Origin of the sequence: Pseudonocardia aurantiaca (assembly GCF_039526725.1) — a bacterium.
GTDB lineage: Bacteria > Actinomycetota > Actinomycetes > Mycobacteriales > Pseudonocardiaceae > Pseudonocardia > Pseudonocardia aurantiaca.
Genome location: NZ_BAAAJG010000023.1, coordinates 41499 through 63252, shown reverse-complemented (window position 1 = coordinate 63252; position 21754 = coordinate 41499). Strand labels below are relative to the sequence as shown.

At 72.5% G+C, this 21754-nt stretch carries 20 protein-coding genes, 2 tRNA genes and 1 pseudogene; 13 read left to right on the top strand and 10 right to left on the bottom strand.

Annotated features, from left to right (window positions below; all coding sequences use genetic code 11):
- Positions 1-527 precede the first annotated feature (527 nt).
- From ABD143_RS28425 to ABD143_RS28410, 4 genes are read left to right on the top strand one after another with little or no spacing between them, the layout of a single operon-like run.
- Positions 528-3260, top strand: coding sequence for an AAA family ATPase (locus ABD143_RS28425; RefSeq protein ID WP_343984511.1), 2733 nt, complete (start codon positions 528-530; stop codon positions 3258-3260).
- Between the two features lie 39 nt (positions 3261-3299).
- On the top strand, positions 3300-3746 hold the full coding sequence (locus ABD143_RS28420; RefSeq protein WP_343984510.1) for a cupin domain-containing protein: 447 nt from the start codon (positions 3300-3302) through the stop codon (positions 3744-3746).
- 11 nt (positions 3747-3757) lie between these two features.
- Complete coding sequence (locus ABD143_RS28415) at positions 3758-4552, top strand: alpha/beta hydrolase (protein ID WP_343984509.1); 795 nt, start codon at positions 3758-3760, stop codon at positions 4550-4552.
- Positions 4552-5337, top strand: a complete 786-nt coding sequence (locus ABD143_RS28410; protein WP_343984508.1) for an SDR family NAD(P)-dependent oxidoreductase — start codon at positions 4552-4554, stop codon at positions 5335-5337. The genes ABD143_RS28415 and ABD143_RS28410 overlap by 1 nt, the downstream gene beginning before the upstream one ends.
- A 795-nt stretch (positions 5338-6132) precedes the next feature.
- Here ABD143_RS28410 and ABD143_RS28405 read toward each other — a convergent pair.
- Both ABD143_RS28405 and ABD143_RS28400 read right to left on the bottom strand, forming a co-directional pair.
- Complete coding sequence (locus tag ABD143_RS28405) at positions 6133-7029, bottom strand: tyrosine-type recombinase/integrase (protein WP_343984507.1); 897 nt, start codon at positions 7027-7029, stop codon at positions 6133-6135.
- 720 nt (positions 7030-7749) lie between these two features.
- Positions 7750-7823: transfer RNA gene (locus tag ABD143_RS28400), tRNA-Gly, on the bottom strand.
- A gap of 164 nt (positions 7824-7987) precedes the next feature.
- Here ABD143_RS28400 and ABD143_RS28395 point away from each other — a divergent pair.
- Together ABD143_RS28395 and ABD143_RS28390 are read left to right on the top strand one after the other, a co-directional pair.
- A tRNA-Pro gene (locus ABD143_RS28395) sits at positions 7988-8064 on the top strand.
- A gap of 205 nt (positions 8065-8269) precedes the next feature.
- The gene (locus ABD143_RS28390) at positions 8270-8659 is read left to right on the top strand and encodes a cupin domain-containing protein (RefSeq protein WP_343984506.1); all 390 of its coding nucleotides are present in this window, start codon (positions 8270-8272) and stop codon (positions 8657-8659) included.
- A 65-nt stretch (positions 8660-8724) separates the two neighbouring features.
- Here the strand turns inward: ABD143_RS28390 and ABD143_RS28385 are convergent, their stop codons facing one another.
- Together ABD143_RS28385 and ABD143_RS28380 are read right to left on the bottom strand one after the other, a co-directional pair.
- Positions 8725-8928 (bottom strand): cold-shock protein, encoded by a 204-nt coding sequence (locus tag ABD143_RS28385; protein ID WP_343984505.1) that lies wholly within the window; start codon positions 8926-8928, stop codon positions 8725-8727.
- Positions 8929-9248: 320 nt separating this feature from the next.
- Positions 9249-9959 (bottom strand): VOC family protein, encoded by a 711-nt coding sequence (locus ABD143_RS28380; protein ID WP_343984504.1) that lies wholly within the window; start codon positions 9957-9959, stop codon positions 9249-9251.
- Positions 9960-10262: 303 nt separating this feature from the next.
- Here ABD143_RS28380 and ABD143_RS28375 point away from each other — a divergent pair, with 303 nt between their 5' ends.
- From ABD143_RS28375 to ABD143_RS28365, 3 genes are read left to right on the top strand one after another with little or no spacing between them, the layout of a single operon-like run.
- Entirely contained in the window at positions 10263-10775 is a 513-nt protein-coding gene (locus ABD143_RS28375) for a PH domain-containing protein (RefSeq protein ID WP_343984503.1), read from the top strand.
- A gap of 53 nt (positions 10776-10828) precedes the next feature.
- Positions 10829-12292, top strand: coding sequence for a PH domain-containing protein (locus ABD143_RS28370; protein WP_343984532.1), 1464 nt, complete (start codon positions 10829-10831; stop codon positions 12290-12292).
- 46 nt (positions 12293-12338) lie between these two features.
- Entirely contained in the window at positions 12339-13700 is a 1362-nt protein-coding gene (locus ABD143_RS28365; protein ID WP_343984502.1) for an acetamidase/formamidase family protein, read from the top strand.
- Here ABD143_RS28365 and ABD143_RS28360 read toward each other — a convergent pair.
- Positions 13675-14247, bottom strand: coding sequence for a TetR/AcrR family transcriptional regulator (locus ABD143_RS28360; RefSeq protein WP_343984501.1), 573 nt, complete (start codon positions 14245-14247; stop codon positions 13675-13677). The genes ABD143_RS28365 and ABD143_RS28360 overlap by 26 nt on opposite strands.
- 44 nt (positions 14248-14291) lie before the next feature.
- Between ABD143_RS28360 and ABD143_RS28355 the strand changes: the two genes are divergently transcribed.
- Positions 14292-14789, top strand: coding sequence for a GNAT family N-acetyltransferase (locus tag ABD143_RS28355; protein WP_343984500.1), 498 nt, complete (start codon positions 14292-14294; stop codon positions 14787-14789).
- 12 nt (positions 14790-14801) lie between these two features.
- Here the strand turns inward: ABD143_RS28355 and ABD143_RS28350 are convergent, their stop codons facing one another.
- Positions 14802-14957 (bottom strand): hypothetical protein, encoded by a 156-nt coding sequence (locus tag ABD143_RS28350; protein ID WP_343984499.1) that lies wholly within the window; start codon positions 14955-14957, stop codon positions 14802-14804.
- Between the two features lie 227 nt (positions 14958-15184).
- Positions 15185-15934 (bottom strand): HAD-IIA family hydrolase, encoded by a 750-nt coding sequence (locus ABD143_RS28345; RefSeq protein ID WP_343984531.1) that lies wholly within the window; start codon positions 15932-15934, stop codon positions 15185-15187.
- A gap of 185 nt (positions 15935-16119) precedes the next feature.
- Here ABD143_RS28345 and ABD143_RS28340 point away from each other — a divergent pair, with 185 nt between their 5' ends.
- Together ABD143_RS28340 and ABD143_RS28335 are read left to right on the top strand one after the other, a co-directional pair.
- A complete protein-coding gene (locus ABD143_RS28340; protein ID WP_379660014.1) occupies positions 16120-16830 on the top strand; it encodes a hypothetical protein in 711 nt (236 codons plus the stop codon).
- Between the two features lie 24 nt (positions 16831-16854).
- Positions 16855-18060, top strand: a complete 1206-nt coding sequence (locus ABD143_RS28335; protein ID WP_343984497.1) for a cytochrome P450 family protein — start codon at positions 16855-16857, stop codon at positions 18058-18060.
- A gap of 57 nt (positions 18061-18117) precedes the next feature.
- On the opposite strand, the gene ABD143_RS28330 is transcribed toward ABD143_RS28335, so the two are convergent.
- On the bottom strand, positions 18118-19287 hold the full coding sequence (locus ABD143_RS28330; RefSeq protein WP_343984496.1) for an epoxide hydrolase family protein: 1170 nt from the start codon (positions 19285-19287) through the stop codon (positions 18118-18120).
- A 63-nt stretch (positions 19288-19350) separates the two neighbouring features.
- Between ABD143_RS28330 and ABD143_RS28325 the strand changes: the two are divergent.
- A pseudogene (locus ABD143_RS28325) lies at positions 19351-20317 on the top strand (helix-turn-helix transcriptional regulator).
- Positions 20318-20410: 93 nt separating this feature from the next.
- Here ABD143_RS28325 and ABD143_RS28320 read toward each other — a convergent pair.
- Positions 20411-21256: an Fpg/Nei family DNA glycosylase gene (locus ABD143_RS28320; RefSeq protein ID WP_343984495.1), complete on the bottom strand. Its 846-nt coding sequence runs from the start codon at positions 21254-21256 to the stop codon at positions 20411-20413.
- Positions 21257-21259: 3 nt separating this feature from the next.
- Entirely contained in the window at positions 21260-21751 is a 492-nt protein-coding gene (locus ABD143_RS28315) for a ribose-5-phosphate isomerase (RefSeq protein WP_343984494.1), read from the bottom strand.
- Between the last annotated feature and the right edge of the window lie 3 nt (positions 21752-21754).

Sequence of the window (21754 nt, the reverse complement as noted above, 5' to 3'; positions counted from 1 at the left end):
CCGGGGTAGACGGTCCAAGATCGCATCCCACGTTTCCTACCGGGAACAGTCAGGACCGACGCGATGCATCGGACAGACGTCGAAGGCGTCCGCGCAGCTCAGCGGCACCGTCTGGTGGCAGTCGGCACCGTCCGGAGACACGGTCTCGGAATCTCTGGGTCGCAGGTTCGAATCCTGCCGGGGGCACTGCCGGGGGCACCAGGTCAGAGGCATGATCCGCTGCGTCGGAGGCTTCACATGGAGCCATCCGTGGAGCGAGCCGCTGTACCTTCTATGCCGCCCTCCGGCTCCACGCGACGCAGGCGCCCGCGCGGCGAGATCGAGGCGCTGCCCAGCGGCTCGCTGCGGGTACGCGTCTACGCGGGCATCGACCCGATCTCCGGCAAGCGCCACTACCTCTCCGAGGTCATCCCAGCCGGCAAGGACGCAGCGAAGCTGGCCGAGAAGGCCCGGACCCGCATGCAGGCCGAGGTCGACGAGCGGGATCGTCCTGCTGATCCACCTCGGGCGAGCGTAGTGTGCTCGAAGTGGCCGGGACCGTCCTGTACGGGCGCACGACCGAGGCCCGGAGGCTGCGCGAGCTGCTCGACGGCCTCGGGACCGCCGGGGCAGCACTGATCGTGCGGGGCGGGGCCGGGATCGGCAAGTCGGCGTTGCTGGCCGACCTCGTGCCGATCGCGAAGGCCCGGGGCCTGCGGGTGCTATCCACCACCGGGGTCGAGTCCGAGGCGCGGCTGCCGTTCGCCGGCCTGCACCAGCTGCTGCGGCCCGTCCTGGACCTGGTCGAACGCCTACCCGGACCGCAGCGCGCGGCGATGGGCACGGCCCTCGGGACCGGCGCCGGATCGCCGCCGGACCTGTTCCTGATCGCGCTGGCCGCGCTCACGCTGCTCGGCGACGTCGCGAACGGGGCTGCGGTGCTCGTCGTGGTCGACGACGCGCAATGGCTCGACCCGCCGAGCGCGGAGGTGCTCGCGTTCGTCGCCCGCCGATTGGGGCCCGAGCCGATCGCGGTGCTGGTCGCGACCCGGGACGGCGCCCGCACCCCCCTCGACGCCGCCGGCCTGGACGAGCTGGCCCTGACCGGGCTCGACGCGGACGCCTCGGCGGCGCTGCTCGACTCCCGCGCGGCCGGGCTGTCGCCCGCGATGCGCGCTCGCGTGTTGGCCGAAGCCGCGGGCAACCCGCTCGCCCTGGTCGAGCTGCCGGTGGCGCTGGGGGCGCTCGACGCGGAGGCGCGGCCACCGCAGTGGCTGCCGCTGACGGAACGGCTCGAGCACGCGTTCGGGCAGCGCGCCGTGGCCCTGCCGGCGGCGACCCGCACCCTGCTGCTCGTCGCCGCCCTCGACGAGGCCGGCGGCGTCGCCGAGGTCGTGCGGGCGGCCACGACGCTGCTCGGTGCGGGCGTTACGGCCGACGAGCTGGCCCCGGCGGTCTCCGCCGGGCTCGTCGCGATCACCGACGATCGGCTGGACTTCCGGCACCCCCTGATGCGCTCCGCGATCCGGCAGGCTGCGCGCCCCACCCGGCTCCAGGAAGCCCACACGGCGCTGGCCGACGCGCTCGTGGACGACCCCGACCGGCACATCTGGCACCACGCCGCGGCAAGCTCCGGGCCGGACGAGGCGATCGCGGCGGGGCTCGACGCGGCCGCGACCCGGGCGGTGCGCCGGGGCGGGGTCGAGGCCGCGGTCGCCGCCCTGGAGCGCGCCGCCCAGCTGACGCCGGACCCCTCCGCTCGGGCGGCGCGGTTGCTGCGCGCCGCCGAGCTCGCCACCGAACTCGGCCGCCGCGACACCGTGGCCCACCTGCTGCGCGAGGTCGCACCGCTGGAGCTGACGGTGTCGCTGCGGGCCCGGATGACCTGGATCGAGGACGTCTTCGACGACGGCATCCGCGACCCGGCCGAAGGCGCGGTCCAGCTCGCCGACCGGGCCGAGGAGGAAGCCGTCGCGGGCGAGGTCGACCTGGCACTGCGGCTGCTGTGGGCGGCGGCCCAGCGCTGCTTCTGGTCCGAGCTGGGCGATGGCGTGCGGCGGCGGGTCGCCGCGGCGGCCGACACCGTGCCCTGCGACCCGCGCGACCCGCGGCTGCTGGCGGTGCTGGCGTTCGCCGCTCCGATCGACCGCGGCTCGACCGTCGTCGAGCGGTTGGTCCCGCTGCCGATGCCCGACGGCGACGCCCCCGCGGCCCGGCTGCTCGGCAACGCGGCGATGGCGGTCGGCGCCTTCGACGTCGCGCTGGCGGTGCACACCGCCGCCGCCGCGCAGCTGCGCGCCCAGGGCCGGATCGGTCTGCTGGCCCGGACCCTGCTCAGCCAGGCGAACAGCGCGGTGCACCTGGGCGACCTCCCCACCGCGATACCGGCCGCCGCCGAGGCGACGCGGCTGGCCGAGGAGACCTCGCAGCCCAACCTGCTGGCGCTCGGCCAGGCCTACGAGGCGGCGACCGCCGCACTGCGCGGCCACCACGACGACGCCGACCGCCTCGCCGCCGCCGCCGAGCTGGCCGCCGTCCCGGTCGCCGCCCGCCCCGTCCTGGCGACGGTGCAGCTCGCCCGGGGGCTGTCCGCGCTGGGCACCGGCCGCTACAGCGACGCCTTCGACGAGTTCCGCCGCCTCTTCGACCGCGCCGACCCGGCCTTCCACCTCGGCCACCGCTGCTCGGCGATCTGCTTCGTCAGCGAGTCCGCCGCGTTCGCCGGCCGCCAGGACGAGGTCCGCGCCATCGTCGCGGAGATGGAGTCCGAGGGGATGCGCACCCCGTCGCCCGCGCTGCAGGCCGGGCTGCGCTTCGCCCGCGCCGTCCTGGCCCCGGACCCGGACGCCGAGCCCCTGTTCGCGGCCCTGCTCGTCGAGCTGGCCGGGTGGCCGTTCGCGCGCAGCCGCGCGCAGCTCGCCTACGGGTCGTGGCTGCGCCGCCAGCGCCGGCCTGCCGAATCGCGCCCGCTCCTGCGCGCGGCCCGCGACACCTTCGACGCGCTCGGGCTGGTGCCGTGGGGTGAGCGCGCCCGCCAGGAGCTGCGGGCCTCCGGGGAGACGAGCCGCCGGCGTCCCGTCGACGTCGGCGACCGGCTCACCCCGCAGGAGCTGCAGATCGCCCGGCTCGCCGCCGCCGGCCTCTCGAACCGGGAGATCGGCGAGCGGCTCTACCTGTCCCGCCGGACCATCAGCACCCACCTGTACCGGATCTTCCCCAAGCTCGGCGTGAGCTCCCGCGCCGACCTCGGCGCGGTGATCGGGGACGGCACCGTCACCTGACGTACGCGACGGCGGTGCAGCCGCTCCTAGCGTTCAGCCGTGAACACCGATCACCCCTTCTGGTACCTGGGCGGCAAGGTCCAGGTGACCGTCCCCGGCGCCGCGACCGGCGGCAAGCTGAGCGTGCTGACCTTCGACGACCCGAAGGACGCGGCCCCGCCGCTGCACGTGCACGAGCGCGAGGACGAGCTGTGGGTCGTCCTGGACGGGCGCATCACGTTCTTCCTCGACGCGGAGCAGCACGACCTGGAGGCCGGTCAGGTCGCCTTCGGCCCCCGCGGGGTCCCGCACAGCTACCTGGTCCGCTCCCCGCGGGCCCGGTTGGCCGCGGTCTACCTGCCCTCCGGCCTGGACGAGCACTTCTCCATCAACGGCACGCTCGTCGTCCCCGGCGACGACACCCCGGCCCCGTTCGACATCGAGGCCGTCGTCGCCTCGGCCGCCACCTACGGGCTGCTCGTCGCCGGCCCGCCCCCCACCCCCTGAGAGGCAGCACCATGACCGACACCCCGGTCCTGTTCATCCACGGGCTCTGGCTGCACGCCAGCTCCTGGGACCCGTGGATCGCGTTGTTCCGGCAGGCCGGCTACGCGCCGCAGGCCCCCGGCTGGCCCGGTGACGCCGACACCGTCGAGGCATCCCGCGCGAATCCGGACAGCATCGCCGACCACGGCATCGACGACGTCGTCGCGCACTTCGCCGCCCTCATCGACGCGCTGCCGAGCAAGCCGATCCTGGTCGGGCACTCGTTCGGCGGCATGATCGCCCAGAAGCTGCTCGGCCAGGACCGCGCGCTCGCCGCCGTCGCGATCGACGCCGCGCAGATCAAGGGCGTGCTGCCGCTGCCGCTCTCGGCGCTGCGCGCAACCCTGCCGGTGTTCCGCAACCCCGCCAACCGGCACCGCGCGGTCTCCCTGACCGCCGAGCAGTTCCGGTTCGCGTTCGCCAACACCGTCTCCGAACAGGAGTCGCTGGCCCTCTACGAGCGCTGGACGATCCCGGCCCCCGGCAAGCCCCTCTTCGAGGCGGCGGCGGCCAACTTCGACCCGCACTCGCCGGCCAAGGTCGACACCGCGAACGAGGTGCGCGGGCCGCTGCTGCTGATCTCCGGCGGCGAGGACCACACCGTCCCGGAGTCGGTCACCCGCGCCACGCTCAAGCAGTACCGACACTCCGACGCCGTCACCGACCTGATCGACCTGCCCGACCGGGCGCACTCGCTGACCATCGACAGCGGCTGGCGCGACGTCGCCGACACCGTGCTGACCTGGCTGACCAAGCAGGACCTCTGATGGACCTCGAACTGTCCGGGAAGGTCGCCGTCGTCACCGGGGCCAGCCGGGGGATCGGCCTGGCCGTCACCCGGACCCTCGTCGCCGAGGGCGTGCACGTCGCCGCCGGCGCCCGCAGCACCGGCGCCGAGCTGACCGAGCTCGCCCGCCGGCACCCCGACCGGGTCCACCCGGTGGCGGTCGACCTCACCGAGCCCAACGGCCCCGCCCGGCTGGTCAGGGAGGCGGTCGACACCTTCGGCGGCCTCGACGTCCTGGTCAACAACGTCGGCGCCGTCCGCCCCCGACTCGACGGCTTCCTCTCCGTCACCGACGACGACTGGGCCTGGTCCTGGGGCATCAACTTCCTGCCGGCGGTCCGCGCCCTCCGGGCCGCCCTCCCCCACCTGCTGGAGCGCGCCCCGTCCACGATCGTCACCGTGGCCTCGGTCAACTCCTTCCTGCCCGACCCCGGGGTGATCGACTACAGCGCGGTGAAGGGCGCGCTGGCGAACCTGTCGAAGTCACTGTCCAAGGAATTCGGCCCCCGCGGTATCCGGATCAACACCGTCAGCCCCGGCCCGGTCGAGACCGACCTGTGGCTCGGCGAGCACGGCGTCGCCAGGACCGTCGGCGGGACCGACGCCGCCTCCGTGGTGAAGCAGCAAGCCGGCGCGGCACCCACCGGCCGGTTCACCCGGGCGGAGGAGGTAGCCGACGTCGTCGCGCTGCTCGCCGGCGCCCGCGGCGGAAACATCACCGGCGCCGACGTCGTCATCGACGGCGGGTTGATCTCCACGCTGTGAATCGGGTGTGATCCCGGTCGGCCGGACACGGGTGTTTGGCCGACCGGCGTCACACCACACCGACCGCCCAGCGAGGCACGAGCGCGACGAGGACGGGCCGTACCTCGCGCTCGACTCGATCCATCTCGCCCGCTGGCGCGGCCACGCCTCGCCCGCTTCGGCCACCCCGACGCCGTCCGCGTCCTCACCGACGCACTCTCCGGCTCACGACGCCGAGTTCAGCCGGGCGGAAGCGGGCCCTCGAATGGATCTCGCGCTCGCGCACCTCGCGTCCAGTGAGCACGTCGCGGCTCGCAACCAACATGCAGCCGCGCGGGTGATCGCTGAGTCAGTCGGCTCGGCACGGCACCGGCGACGGCTGCGTAGCATCCAGAAAGGTGAAGCCGCTTGATCGACTTCATGGAGCCATTCGTGGAGCCAAACAGCGTCACGCGATGTCCACGGAGTGCCCCATCGAGCACCCCGAGCGACGCGAATACGCTGGTGAGGAGCCTGTAATAGCGCTGCAAGCCCCTTCTAATCTCTGGTTCGCAGTGTCGACAGGAGGGCAACAGGTACGCCCGTAGGAGTAGGTCGATGTGCAACCAGCACGGAGCTAGGTGCGTTTGGCACCGGTCACATCCGGCACCCCACGCGGCAAGGCGACATCCGGTCGCACCGGTCTCCATTGAATTGCTCAGCAAGGGCGACCTGCTCAGCCAGTAACCTCGGGCCTCCATCTCGGGCTGCTATTCCTGGTCGTGACCACCAGGCGCGGCGATGACGGGCTCGGCCCGCCCCGGTCCAGCGGGCACGTCACGCTGTTCGTCGACTCGCGACGAACGTCACCATCGGCTCAGTCTCGTCCGCGCGATGCACGTCCATCTCGTACTCGTTCAGGGCGCCGATGTCACCCCCGCGCCGCAGGACCGCGTCCGTGAGGACCTGCTGCAGCTCGCCTGCATTGCGTGGGTCGACGACAGAGGAGAACCGCGCAACCACGCCCCCGCAGTGCCGGATCGTGAGGTCAAGCAGGATGTCGCCTTCGGAATCGGACAACCGGGCGGTGACCGAACCGGCCGCTGGCGCCTCCGCGTCCTGCTGTACGTCGGCCAGATCGGCGACGCGCAGCCGGTACCGCCCGTCACGCTCCAGCAGCCCCCAGTCGCGCACGAGCGCGAGCGACCGGTTCGCGGTGGCCAGTGACACATCGTGCTTGTCGGCGAGATCTGCGGCTGACGGAACGTCCGAGCCGACTGGGAGTGCCCCTTCGGCGATCTGGCGGGCGAGTGCGGAGGCGACGATCTCGTAGGGGTATCGAGGCTTCGAACGGATCCGCTCTGCCGGGTCCATCTCGGCCGGCCGCCGCGGCATACCCGCGCCGAGACCCTTCGCAGCGCGCTGGTCCGCCTCCGCCACCCATGCTGTGTACGTCTTGAGGGTCGTCGTCCCGCCGCCGCCGTGGCCGAGTCGCCCTGCGACCGTCCGCGGGTCGACCCCGCCGGCGATCAGCTCGGTTGCCGAGTAGTGCCGGAGCTTGTGAAGGGTGGTACCGATGCCCAGGCGGGTCACCATCCGGTCGTACCGCTGGGTGACGCTGTCGGGTGTGAGGAAGGAGCCGGGCGAGCCGGAGAACAGGAAGGCGTCGGGGGGAAGCGTCAACCCGAGCGCGGCGGCGCGCGCCTGGACACGCTGGAGCTCTACCGCGGCCACGTAACGCAACCACATCTCGCCGTGCCTCGGTCACCTGAAAGTCGGCCAGCTCGACGCCGAGATTCTGGACTCGTTCTACGGCGAGCTGCGCCGGTGTCGGAGCCGCTGCCCGGGTCGCCGGAGCATCGATCATCGAGTCCAGGGCCCACACGACTGCGATGGCCGCTGCGGTCTGCACCAGTGCCGGCCGCTGGCCGCGACGACGATCCGGCACATTCACTTCATTGTGTCCGGTGCCTACAAACGGGCCATCCGCTGGCGGTGGGTGAGTACGAACCCGGCCACGCAGGCCGAGCCCCCGGCCGCGCCGAAACCGAACCCGCAGCCGCCGACGGCCGAGCAGGCGGCCCGGATCGTGAACGAGTCGTGGCGCGATCCCGACTGGGGCACGCTCGTCTGGACGGCTATGACGACCGGTGTCCGACGCGGCGAGCTGTGCGCGATCCGCCTCTCCCTGGTTGATTTGGCCGAGGGCCGCGAGACGCTGTGGTTGCGACGCGCGATAAGTCGGATACCAGGTGGCTGGGCCGAGGGCGATCTGAAGACCCACCAGCAACGGCGGATAGCGCTCGACCCCGCGAGCGTCGCCGTGCTGCGCGAGCACATCGAACGGTGCCAGGACGACCCGCCATACGGCGACGATAGCGCGGTTCGTGCCACATGTAGTGCCACACGAACGCCTAAAGCGATCTTGTCGACTACGTTTGTGCTGGTAGAGCGTGGAGCGGGCGACGGGAATCGAACCCGCGTAGCCAGTTTGGAAGACTGGGGCTCTACCATTGAGCTACGCCCGCGTGGTCCCGCCTACCGCCGGGACCGAGTGCCAGCGTAGCGGACAACCCCCGCCCCCATGTCGAGCCGGTGCCCGTGCCGCCTGCCGCGCACCTGCCGCGTCCGGGCGCACGTCTGGGGCTCGACGTCCGGCTCGCCCGGATCAGCACCTACAATCCCCTCCGTACGGGGTGTGGCGCAGCTTGGTAGCGCACTCGCTTTGGGAGCGAGGGGCCGTGGGTTCAAATCCCGCCACCCCGACCAGGTAGAGCTGGTCCGGTCGATCTTCCGGGCCGCTCGGACCGGCGACATGTAGCAGCCGCGTCGCAACGGGCGCTCACTCCTGTGGCGCGGCGAGGTGCGCGTCGGACGGTCTGACACAGAGACTCGATGCGCCGGAGCCGACCGCCGCCCGAAGCAGCTGAGAACGTACAAGACCGGCACCTGCCGGCAGGGTGACGATCGGGGGATGACCGCCGATCCCGTCAACCTGACACGAGCCCTCGCCTCCTTCGACGACGTCTACAGCCCGCGCATCGTCGCGCGCATGAACAACTACGACGTCCGCATCGCCCACACCGACGGCGAGCACGTGTGGCACGTCCACGAGGACACCGACGAGTTCTTCCTCGTCCTCGAAGGGCGGTTCGACATCGCCCTGCGCGAGGTCGACGGCGAGCGGACCGTGGTGCTGCGGCAGGGTGACACCTTCGTCGTGCCGAAGGGCACGAAGCACAAGCCGTCGTCGCCGGGCGGATCCATCCTCATGTTCGAGCCGAGCGGCACGTCGACCACGGGCGACCGGCACGAGGGCGAACTCCCCGCCCACGTCCACAGCACCACCGGCCACGCACTCTGAGCCCGGAAAGGCAGGAACCCGCCTCCCCGGAAGGGGAAGCGGGCTCCTGGTGGTACTGGGGTGGCTCAGACGACGCGGACGCCGGTGGCCTGGGGACCCTTGGCGCCCTGGCCGATCTCGAACTCGACGCGCTGCCCCTCGTCGAGGCTGCGGAAGCCCCCGGCGTCGATCTCGGAGTAGTGCACGAAGACGTCAGCGCCGCCCCCGTCGACCGAGATGAAGCCGAAGCCCTTCTCGCCGTTGAACCACTTCACAGTTCCCTGTGCCATGCGATGTGCTCCTAGCAGACGGTGGGACGCACACCGTGCGCGTCCCGGCCGGCCCTGGCGAGAGAGAGACTGCGCCTGTGTGACGCCGCATCTCACCCACCAACCTGTTCCCGCGGGCGTGCATCACACGTACACCGAAACTGAACGACCGAGCACATCTAACCACGCCGGCCGACCGGGAGGCGCGTCAGGACTCCGACAAGAAGAGCCGGTCCAGGTAGTCGTCCGCGGTGGCGTCGGCGGCGCTGCGCTCGCCCAGCACGACGAGCCGGCCCCCGGCCTGTGTCAACCCGCCAGTGGTCTCGTCGACGGGTGCTGTCTCAGGGCTGCTGGCCCAGAATGCAGAACTCGTTGCCGGAGGGATCGGCGAACACGAGCCAGGGATGGTCGGATGGGTCGGTGAGCGGGGTGGCTCCCCACTCCAGGACGCGCTCGACGATGTGGTTGTCCCCGGCGTCGCGGCGCACGTCGAGGTGCAGTCGGTTCTTTCCGCGCTTGGGCTCGGGCTCATGGCAGAGCTCGAGTAGTGGGCCGACGCCGGACGGGTGGCGCAGCGTCGTTGCCCCGGGTATCTCCGCCCACGGCACCCAGCCGGTGATCTCCGTCCAGAACGCGGCGTCCCTGTCCGGATCGGCGCTGTCGAGTGGCAACGCGGCGATGGGTCCGGTGTCGCGGTAGACCTCGCGGTCCTCCATCACGCAGAAGGCGTTGCCTTCGGGGTCAGTGAGGACCACCCAGGGCACCGCGCCTTGACCGATGTCGGCGTGCTCGGCGCCGAGGTCGAGCAGGCGCTGCACGACCTCCTGCTGCCGCGCACCGCCAAAGAGGTCGGGATGCAGGCGGGCCGGTGAGGCAGAGGGCGAGGCCACACGCTGGAAGCAGAGATCGAGGAAGACGTCGTCGGTGAGGCGTAACCGAGCCTCAACGGCGTCCGGCTCGTTCGTGATCGGCTCCGCGCCGAGGGCGGCCGCCCAGAACTGGCCGAGCCGGTGGGGGTCACGGGCGTCCCACACGATGTTCTCGAGTCGCACCAGTGCCACTGTGGAGCGGGCGGGGTGCCGGTGCAACCGCCGCGGTCCAGACACGCGCGGTGTGTCGTGATGGTCGGGCGCGGCTCCCGCATCGCTCACTGAATCGGCGCTCACCTGGCGCTCAGCCCTTGTCGACGGTCCGCGCGACCCAGGTGACCACCAGACCCCGCGTTTCTCAGGGCGGACGTCGCGGTGGGCAGGACTTCGAGCAGCGACGTGCGCACGATCTCGCCGACGGTCGGCGGAAGGCGGCCCTCCTCATACGATGCGAACGCATTGCCAACGGTATTCGGGGGGACGGACATGGCGACGACGCTCGCGCATGGCGGGGAGCTGCGGCTCCGCCCGCCGCGCAACCAGGTGGATCCGCGGGCCGTCGGCTGGTGGAGGAGCAGCCTCGCGCTGCTGTTCGCGCCGCCGGTGGCGGTGCTGGCGGTGCTGGGTCTGCTCATCCCGCCCGCCCGGTTCTGGCTGCTGCTGCCCGCTGCGGTGATCGCGCTGGTCGGCGTCCCGATGACACTGGCGCTGCCGCGGCTGTGGTTCCGCCACCACCGCTGGGAGGTCACCGGCGACGCCGTCTACACGCGCACCGGCTGGTTCTTCCAGGAGTGGCGGGTGGCCCCGATGTCGCGCATCCAGACCGTGGACTCGCAGCGCGGGCCGCTGGAGCAGCGGTTCGGGCTCGCGACGGTCACAGTGACGACGGCGTCGGCGAAGGGTGCGGTGAAGATCGCGGGCCTCGACCACGAACTCGCCGAGGACCTCGCCGAACGCCTGACCGCCACGACCCAGGCCACCCCCGGGGACGCCACGTGAGTGGCGAGTGGGAGCGGCTCGACCGCCGGACGGTCGCCGTCACCGCGTTGCTGATGGCCGGCGTCGCGGTCACCGCTGGCCTGCCCACGGGGTACGGCATCGCCGGCGCAACCTCCGTGGCGACTGCCCTGATATGGGTGCTGCCGGGAGCGGCGCTGCTCATCGCGGCCGGCGCCGCGGCCGACTTCCTGCGCTGGCGCATCACCCGCTACCGCATCGGCGACGATCGCGTCGAGGTGCGCAGCGGGGTGCTCGTCCGCAAGCGCCGCTCGCTGCAGCGCAACCGGATCCGCACCGTCGACGTCACGGCCGATCCGCTGCTCCGCGTGTTCGGGCTGGTCACCGTCCGGATCGGCACCGGCGATCAGAGCAGCTCCGGCGAGGGCGCGGTCGCGCTGCGGCCCGTCCGCCGGGATGTCGCCGACGGCCTGCGGCGCGCGCTCCTGCGCCACGCCGCCACGGCGGAGGCCGGCAGCGAGGGACTGCTCGCCAAGCTTGACCGGGCGTGGATCCGCTACGCCCCGCTGTCGTTCATGGCGCCGCTGCTGGGCGGGAGCGCGTTCGGCCTCGTACTGAACGTGTCCGACTGGTTCGGCCCGCAGAACAGCGTCATCGGGTACGTCACCGGGCTGTTCCGCGACGTCCCGCTCGTCACGGCGATCGCGATCCTGACGGTGGTCGCGCTCGTGATCGGCGTGGTCGCGGCGCTTGGGCTGTGGGTCGAGATGTGGTGGAGCTACCGGCTGGAGCGCGAGCCGGGCGGCACCCTGCGCGTGCGCCGTGGGCTCTCCACCACCCGGTCGATCTCGATCGAGGAGTCGCGGCTGCGCGGCGTGGACGTCGTCGAGCCGCTGGGGGCCCGGCTGGCCGGGGCCGCGCGGGTGGACGCCGTGGCCACCGGCATGGTCGCGAAGGCCGAGGACGACAAGACCGACCACCGCACGCTGCTCCCGGCCGCGCCGAAGGCCGTCGCCGACCGGGTGGCGGCGGCCGTGCTGCGGGAGCCAGTGGCGCCGATAGCATCGGTGCAGCTCACCGCCCACCCGGCGGCGGCCAGGGGGCGCAGGCTGCGCTGGGCGCTCGCCACCGTCGTCGTGTTCGAGGCGCCGCTCGTGGTGCTGGGTGTCCTGCTCACCGACGTGCTGCTGCACATCGCCTGGATCAGCGCCGTTGTGCTGGCGCCGGTCGCCGTGGTGCTCGCGCTCGACGCCTACCGCAGCCTCGGGCACGGGATCACCGGCGGCTACCTCGTCACCCGCAGCGGAACGGTGCGGCGGTCGACGGTCGCCTTGCAGCGGCGGGGGATCATCGGCTGGTCGGTGCGGCAGTCGCGCTTCCAGCGCCACGCCGGTCTCGTCACGGTTTGGGCGACGACCGCGGCCGGCGCAGGCGCCTACGCGATCCACGACGCCGGCACGAGCACTGGCCTCGCCGTCGCCGAGACGGCGGTGCCCGAGTTGCTCTCACCGTTCCTCGAGCGCGTCCCGGCCACCGATCAGACAACGTCACTCGTCTGACATCTCGGGTAACCCAATCGTGATCTTGCGCCAGGACGATCCGGCCATGACGCTCCCCGACCCCGCAACAGCACGTGACCTCATCGTTCGCGGCATCGGCAGGCGCGGCTTCCTCCGCGCCGCCACGGCGGTCACCGCGACGACCGCGGGCGCCGGGCTGCTCTCCGCCGCCGGCCGCCCGCTGCCCACCGCGAAGGGCACCCCGGTGCCCGACTCCCCGCTGCAGCCCGGCTCCGGCCCGATCGACGGCGACCACTACCTGGAGTCGAAGCCGGAGGCCGTCCGCTGGGGTTACGTGCCGGCGATCGGCGCGGCCCCTTCGCTCACGATCGCCTCCGGCGAGACGGTCACGATCGACACCGTCTCCCACGAGGGCATCCTCGAGGACCAGGGCCGCGACCCGGTCGCGTATTTCGGCGGCCACGGGGTCGGCAAGAACGGGGTGCTCGACGACGCCGTCGCGATTGCGAGCGGCTACACCCGGACACCGCGCAACTTCGACGTCGACGGGCCGCACGTGATCACCGGGCCGGTGTTCGTGGAGGGCGCGCACCCCGGTGACGTGTTGAAGGTGGAGACGCTCTCGGCGCTGCCGCGCGTGCCGTACGGGGTGGTCTCGAGCCGGCACGGCAAGGGCGCGCTGGCGCGCACCGCGGACGGGGGCGCCCCGGCCGGGATCAACCCGGCCGAGGTCATGCCCCCGATCGCCACCGACGGGCGGGCGACGAAGAACCCCATGGCCTACGGCAACGTCTCGGTCTTCACCGAGATCCGCGACGGCAAGCGCGGCGCGGTCGGGGTGATGCCGTTCGGGGACCGCGAGGTCGCCTTCCCGCTGCGCCCGTTCATGGGGACGATGGGGGTGGCGCACACCGCGGCGCCGAGTGAGACGGCACCGGAGCTCAACTCGATTCCGCCGACGCTCGGCGGCGGCAACATCGACATCCGGCTGCTCGGGCCGGGCTCCGCGTTCTACCTGCCGGTGCACGGCGAGGGCGCGCTGTTCTACGTCGGCGACCCGCACCTGTCGATGGGTGACGGCGAGGTCGCGCTCACAGCGCTGGAGGGGTCGCTGCGGGCGACCTTCCGCCTCACGGTGTGCAAGCCTGGCTCCGGCGACGCGCCGTCGGTGGCCTACCGCTACCCCTTCGCGGAGACCCCGGACGCGTGGGTGCCGATCGGCCTCTCCGACCCGGACGGCGCGGCGAACGGGCAGATCAACGATCTGGACGTGGCGATGCGGCGGGCCGTGGTGAACGCTCTCGACTTCCTGGAGCACGACCAGGGCATGGACCGCCCGACCGCGTACGCGTACCTGTCGGCGGCCGCGGACTTCACGATCTCGCAGGTCGTGGACCGCACGGTCGGCGTCCACGGGGTGATCACGAAGTCCCACTTCCCGGGATGAGCGCAGCCACCTGACGCCGAACGCCCGCCGTGGTGCGTTCGGCGTCACCGGTGGCGAGCAGGTCGAGCATGCCGCCACGCAGTACGGCGAGCAGGGCCGTCGGCTCGGCGGGGTCGTGGCCCGGCCCGAGGACGTCGGCGAGCACGGCGAGCCAGTCCTCCACACTGCGGGCCGCGAACCCCGCCCACGGCCCGTCAGGCTCGACGAGGGAGCGCGCGTAGCCCTCCGCCCAGAGGCGGAGCAGGTCGGCGCGCCGGGGTTCGGCGAGCCACTCCCACAGCCGCCCGACGGCATCGGCCGCGCCGCCGCCTTGGGCGCGCACCTCGGCCAGCAGCGCGAGCTCCTCGGTGCGCGACCGGGCGAGCAGGGCCTGCACGAGCCCGTCCTTCGAGCCGAAGAGGTAGAGCAGCACCCGCGGGCTCGACCCGATCGCCTCCGCGAGCGGCCGCAGCGAGATCCCGGCCAGCCCGTGCCGCAGCGCGTAGTGGTAGGCGAGCTCCAGGAGCTCCTCCTGACGGGCTGAAGGGACTTGCGCTTCGGCGGTCACCGGGCCAGTCTGACTGAAACAGTCGTTTCAGTGAAGGGGTAGTCGTGGGTGGCATACAGATTCGCCCGCTCGGACGGCCGGGTGACCTCGGCTGGGTGGTGACCGCGCACGGCGAGCTGTACGCGCGCGAGTTCGGCTGGGACACCTCGTTCGAGGCGTTGGTGGCCCGGATCGTTGCCGACTTCGCGGCCAAACAGGACCCGGCGCGCGAGCAGGCCTGGATCGCCGAGCTCGACGGCAAACGCGTCGGCTGCGTGTTCTGCGTGCAAGGCGACGAGCTCGACGCGGCCAGTCTCCGCATCCTGCTGGTGCACCCCGACGCGCGGGGACACGGGCTCGGCACGCGGCTCGTCGACACCTGCACCGCGTTCGCCCGGGAGGCGGGCTACGAACGTTTGCGGCTCTGGACGAACGACGTGCTCGCCGCGGCCCGCCGCATCTACCTCGCCGCGGGCTTCCGCCTGGTGGCGGAAGCCCCGCACCACAGCTTCGGGGTGGATCTCGTAGGGCAGGACTACGCGCTCGACCTGCGCGCCGGCTGATCCGGGAGCCGGTCAGGCGGCCGCGGCCTCCCACTGCCATTGCTCGCCCATCGGGGAGCCGCAGTCGGGACAGGGGACCTCGCAGCCAGAGGTGGCGACCACGGGCAACTCGGCCTCGACGCCGCACCCGGTGCAACCCCACCAGCCGGTCGTGTTCGTCGTGTCCACGCCTGCGATGCTAAAACACATCACTGTCATTTTCAGGGATCGCACGGTCGTGCGGGTGAACCCGGTGGTAACACACGTCCAGCGCGCCCCGAGTGGACGGGCGGGGACGCTACAGGCGTCCTGGCCGGTGAACCCCTCCTCAACCGGCCCCGGGTCCGCGCCGGTGTGCCCACCGGCGTGGACTCGGCAGCAGGTCCCGGCCTAGAGGAGCGCCCTGAACGACTCTCCTAGATCTCGTCGATCAGGTCAGCGATCGAGGACACCACGCGGTTGGGCCGGTAGGGGAACCGCTCGACCTCCTCGGCCCGCATGATCCCGGTCAGCACGAGCACCGTGCGCATGCCGGCTTCCAAGCCCGCCACGATGTCGGTGTCCATGCGGTCGCCGACCATCGCAGTCGTCTCGGAGTGGGCCTGCAGCCGATTGAGCGCGGCCCGCATCATCAGCGGGTTGGGCTTCCCGATGAAGTACGGGTCCACGCCGGTTGCCCGGCTGATGAGCGCGGCGACTGACCCGGTGGCCGGCAACACCCCCTCACTGGACGGCCCGGTCGGGTCGGGGTTGGTGGCGACGAACCGCGCGCCCCGCTTGATCAGCCGGATCGCCGTCGTCACGGCCTCGAAGCTGTACGTGCGGGTCTCGCCGAGCACCACGTAGTCGGGCATGTTGTCGGTGAGGACGTAGCCGATCTCGTGGAGCGCGGTGGTGAGCCCGGCCTCGCCGACGACGTACGCGCTGCCCTGCGGCCGCTGGTCGTCGAGGAACGTGGCGGTGGCGAGCGCCGAGGTCCAGATCGAATCGACCGGGAGGTCGATGCCGCTGGTGCGCAGCCGGAACTGGAGGTCGCGCGGCGTGTAGATCGAGTTGTTGGTGAGCACAAGGAACGGCTTGTCGGTCTCGCGCAGGCGTCTGATGAAGGCGTCGGCGCCCGGGATCAGCCTGCCCTCGTGCACGAGGACACCGTCCATGTCGGTCATCCAGCATTCGATGGGCTTCTGCTCGGCCACGGCCGGAGCGTAGTGCGGGCCGCCTAAGCTAGGGGAACGCAGCGGGTCTTTTGTCCGTTGACGAGTGCGTCGGGTTTCTCACGGGAAAAAGGGTGGTTCGGGTGACGGGCACGATCCTGACGGTCGTGGTCCTCCTTCTGGTCGTCGCCGGTGCGATGTGGCTGTTCCGCCAGCGGGCGGCAGCACAGGCGCGGGAACTGGAGGACGCGAAGTCCGAGGCGCGCCGGTGGGTCGAGCGGCTGGGCGGGCAGGTGCTGAACCTCGTGGGCACCGACGAGCCGTCCAAGCAGGCTCTCGCCGACGCCGCCGAGCGCTACAACGCGGCGGGCTCGCAGATGGAGCAGGCGCGCAGTGCCGCCCAGGCGCGCCAGGTCACCGAGACCGCCTACGAGGGGCTGTACTACGTGCGCGCCGCGCGCTCGGCCATGGGGCTCGACCCCGGCCCCGACCTGCCGCCGCTCCCCGGCCAGCAGCGCGCCGGCGCGGTGAGCGAAATGCGGGACGTAGATGTGGAGGGCCACTCGTACAGCGCCGCCCCGTCCCCGTCCGACCGTAACCCGCACTACTACCCCGGCGGCGTGGTCGCCGGCCGGCCGGTGCCGCAGGGCTGGTACTCGGAGCCGTGGTGGAAGCCGGCGCTCGTCGCGGGCGCGTGGGGCCTCGGCTCGGCCCTGTTGTTCAGCGCGATGTTCTCCGGGATGGCCGGGGTCGCGTACGCCGACGGCTTCCAGGACGGCGCCGCGATGGACGGCGGCGACATGGGCGGAGACATGGGCGGCGGAGACATGGGCGGCGACATGGGCGGTGGAGACATGGGCGGCGGCGACATGGGCGGCGGCTTCGGCGATTTCGGCGGCGACTTCTGACCGTCCGCCGCTACTGTCGGTGAGGTGCCGGTAGAGAGCGTTCCCTCCCCGTTCACGGAGACCACCGGCCCGGCGAGGCATCTCGCGTTCCGCGAGCTGGCCGCGTCCGGGCCCGTGCGCCACGTCATGCTGTTCACCGGCGTCCCGGCCTGGGTGGTCACCGGCTACGCGGAGGCCCGCGAGCTGCTCGCCCACCCGGCCGTCGTCAAGACGGCCGGCGGGCCCCACATGGACTCCACCCCACCCGACGTCCAGGCCGCTATGCAGACGCACCTGCTCGGCGCCAACCCGCCCGACCACACAAGGTTGCGCAAGCTCGTGTCGGCGGCCTTCACCCAGCGCCGGATCGAGGCGCTGACGCCGCGGATCCAGGAGATCACCGACGGCCTGCTCGACGACCTGGCCGCGGCGGGCGCCGGTGGTGAGCCGGTCGACCTGGTGGCCCGGTTCGGCTACCCGCTGCCGATCACCGTGATCACCGAGCTGCTCGGGGTGCCTACGGCGCACCAGGGCGACTTCCGGCACTGGTCGTCGATCACCGTGAACGGGGCCGTGCACCCGGCCGACACCTACATCGCCGCGGCGACCGAGATGGTCGCCTACGTCCGCACGCTCATCGCGGAGAAGCGCGCCGAACCCGGCGACGACCTGCTCTCGGGGCTCGTCACGGCCCGCGACGGCAGCGACCGGCTGTCGGAAGACGAGCTGACCTCCATGGTGTTCCTGCTCCTCGTCGCCGGGCACGAGACCACCGTCAACCTCCTGTGCAACGGCACCTACGCCCTGCTCACGCATTCCGACCAGCTCGCACTGCTGCGCGCCGAGCCCGAGCGGCTGCCCGCCGCGGTGGAGGAGCTGCTGCGCTTCGACGGGCCGCTACAGGTGCCGATCCCGTCCGTCACGGCCGCGCCGGTGGAGGTCGCGGGCGTCACGATCCCGGCGGGCGAGGTGGTGCTCCCCGCGCTGCTCGCCGCCAACCGCGACCCCCACCGGTACGACGACGCCGACCGCCTCGACATCACCCGAACCTCCACCCAGCACCTCGCATTCGGCCACGGGCTGCACCACTGCCTCGGCGCACCGCTCGCGCGGCTCGAAGGCCGGATCGGGATCGGCTCCCTCCTGGCGCGGTTCCCCGGGTTGCGGCTCGCCGACCCGGGAGCCGAGCCCGCCCGCAGTCCGGCCTTGCTCATGAACGCGCTGGTGGAGCTGCCCGTCCTCGTGAGCTGACGGCAACCGACGGGCTCGCTCGGGCAGCGCGCCGCCCGAGCACCGGGACGCCGGTCGTTACCGCAGGTCCGAGAAGAACGCGCGCACGTCGTCCACCAGGATCTCCGGCACCTCCATCGCCGGGAAGTGGCCGCCGGACTCGTATTCGGTCCAGCGCGTGACGTTGCCCTGGTCGATCATCGACCGGATCGAGAGGTCGGCCCCGAAGACCGCCACCGCCGTCGGCACGACCGGAGCGTCCCACACCTGCGGGGCGCCCTCGGCGAGCGACCAGGCGTGCTCGCCGTTCATGCTCTCGTAGACGAACTGGGCGGACGACGCGCCCGCGCCCGAGAACCAGGTGGCCGTCACCGATGTGAGCAGCTGGTCGCGGTCCACGGCGTCCTCGGGCAGCTTCCTCGCCGGGTCCGTCCAGGCCTGGAACTTCTCGACGATCCACGCGAGCTGCGCGACCGGCGAGTCGTTCAGGGCGACCCCGATCGTCGAGGGCTGGTTCGACTGCAGAGTCAGGTAGCCCGAGCCGTGCACCTCGGACTCCGCACTGCGGCGCAGGCGGTCCTTCTCCACCTCGGTGAGCGTCGACTCGTCCGGCGCAGGCCCGAAGTTCGTCGGCCCGTTCATGTGGATGCCGACCACCGCACCCGGCGACGCGCCCGCGAGCATCCCCGCCACGCCCGCTCCGATGTCACCGCCCTGGGTGCCGTAGCGCTCGTATCCCAGGCGGCGCATCAGCTCGGCGTAGGCGGCGACCGTGCGCGGCAGGCCCCACCCGACCTCCGTGACCGGCGGGGAGAACCCGAAGCCGGGCAGGGTGGGCACGACCAGGTGGAAGGCGTCGCGGGGATCGCCCCCGTAGGCCCGCGGGTCGGTGAGCGGGTCGATGATCTTCTCGAACTCCACCACTGTGCTCGGCCAGCCGTGGCTCACCAGCAGCGGGAGCGCGTCCGGCTCGGGCGAGCGGACATGCAGGAAGTGGATCTCCTGGCCGTGGATCTCGGTGGTGAACTGCGGGAAGCGGTTGAGCCGCGCCTCCTGCGCGCGCCAGTCGAACCCGTCGCGCCAGTACCCGGCCAACTCACGCAGGTAGCCCACCGGCGTGCCCCGCTCCCACCCGACGCCGGGCAGCTCGCGCGGCCAGCGGGTACGGGCCAGCCGGTCGCGCAGGTCATCGAGTTCGGGCTGCGGGACGTCGATGCGGAAGGGCCTGATCTGCGAGTTCGTGTCCATGACGAGGACGCTACGGAGCAATGCGGCAAGTTTTGTTCCGCATCTTCGTGCGAACATCGACGGATGTTGCCGACGTCCGCACGGCTGCTCCGGTTGCTGTCGCTGCTGCAGGCCCGCGGCGACTGGACCGGGCCGGAGCTGGCCCGCCGCCTCGAGGTCAGCGCCCGCACGGTCCGCAACGATGTGGAGCGGCTACGCGAGCTGGGCTACCCGGTCAGCGCCACCCCTGGCCCCTCCGGGGGCCTACCGGCTGGGCGCGGGCGCCACGCTCCCGCCGCTCCTGCTCGACGACGAGGAGGCCGTAGCGGTGGCGGTGGGGTTGCGCTCGGCCGCGGGCGGCTCCGTCGGCGGCATCGAGGAGACGTCGGTGCGCGCCCTGGCCAAGCTGGAGCACGTATTGCCCACGCGGCTGCGCCACCGCGTCACCACACTCGCCCAGGCCGTGGTGCAGGTGCCGGGGACGGGCCCCACCGTCGCGGCCGAGGTGCTCACGGCCGTGGCCACCGCGGCGCGCGACCATCTGCGGCTGCGCTTCGACTACGCCGATCGCCACGGCACGACCAGCAGGCGTGACACCGAGCCGCACCGGCTCGTCCACACCGGACGCCGCTGGTACCTCGTAGCGTGGGACGTCGACCGGGGCGACTGGCGCACCTTCCGCGCGGACCGGATCACCCCGCGCATCCCGACGGGTCCGCGCTTCGCCCCGCGCGAGCCGCCGGACCCCGACCTGGCGGGGTACGTCACCCGGGGCGCGGGGTGGGCGGTGTGGCCGCACCAGGCCCGCATCCGCCTGCACACGTCCGCGGCGGCGATCGCACACCGCATCACACCCACGATGGGCACGGTCGAGCCGATCGACGACGACCACTGCGAGTTCCGCACGGGCAGCGACAGCCTCCGGGTGCTCGCCCTCTACCTCGGCCTGCTCGACGTGGACTTCGACGTGCTCGACCCACCCGAGCTGGTGGAGGAGGCGCGGGCCGTCGGCGAGCGCTACCTCCGGGCGGCCTCGGGGTCGAGGGCCTGAGCATGCGGCTGCGCGGTGCCCGGCTCGGCTTCGCCGCCACCGCGGTCTACTGGCACGTCAAACACCGAAGAGCCTCGTCCGGAGCGGTAGCCGTCAGGAACGCCGCATCCGTACCGGAGACCGGACGCCGTCCGCAGGCTGGCACGTCGGGCACCAGAAGAGGTTGCGCGCCGCGTGCTCGACGTGCGCGATCGGCGTGCCGCAGACCAGGCAGGGCAACCCGGCGCGGCGGTAGGCGTACACCTCGCCGCCGTGGCGGTCCTGGCGCGGCGCGCGGCCGGTGCGCTCGGGGTCGTGCTCGGCGGCGACGGTGTCGATCCGCCCGCTGCGCACCCCCTCGTGCATCAGCCCGACGAGATCGGCCCACACGGCGTCCCACCGGTCCCGCCCGAGCGCGCGACCGGGCAGCTGCGGGTCGAGCCCGTGCCGGAAGAGCACCTCGGCGCGGTAGACGTTGCCGACGCCCGCGATCACCGACTGGTCCATCAGGAGGGTGGCCAGCGGGGCGCGGGAGCGGGAGATGCGCGACCAGGCGCGGTCGGGGTCGGCGTCGGCGCGCAGCGGGTCCTCGCCGAGCCGGCCGCGGATCGCGGTTGCCTCGGCGTCGGTGAGCAGCTCGCACGCCGTGGCCCCGCGCAGGTCCGCGTAGTGGGTGCGACCCACCATGCGCATCCGCACCTGCCCGCGCGGCTCCGCGACGGGCAGCGGCTCGTCGTTGAATACGCCGTACAGGCCGAGGTGGACGTGCACCACCAGGTCGGGCCCGTAGTGGTGGAAGAGGTGTTTGCCGTGCGCCTCCGTGCGCTCCAGCACCCGCCTGTCGACGATCGCCGCGCTTGCCGCGAACCGGCCCTGCGGGCTCGACACGGCGACCGGGGCACCGGCGAACCGGGTGGCGTGCAGGTCGGCGAGGCGGTGGAGGGTGTGACCTTCCGGCATCGCCTACCGGGCCGCCGGGATCTGATCGGGCGGGAGCGCGGGCGGCACGCCGGTGCGCTCGAACTCGCTGACCATGTCGATCCGGCGCTGGTGGCGCGGCTCCCTCGAGAACGGGGTCGCCACGAACGTCGCGACGATCTCCGCGGCCTCGTCGAGCGAGTGCATCCGCGCGCCGACGGCGACGACCTGGGCGTCGTTGTGCTGGCGGCCGAGGGCGGCGGTCTCGATGCTCCACGCGAGCGCGCAGCGGATGCCGCGCACCTTGTTGGCGGAGACCTGCTCGCCGTTGCCCGAACCGCCGAGCACCACCCCGAGGCTGCCGGGGTCGGCGAGGGTGCGGCGGGCCGCCTCGATGCAGAACGGCGGGTAGTCGTCCGCCGGGTCGTACACAGCGGGGCCGACGTCGATCGCCTCGTGGCCCAGGCCGGTCAGGTGCGCGACCAGGTGGGCCTTGAGCTCGAAGCCGGCATGGTCGGAACCGAGGTAGACGCGCACGGG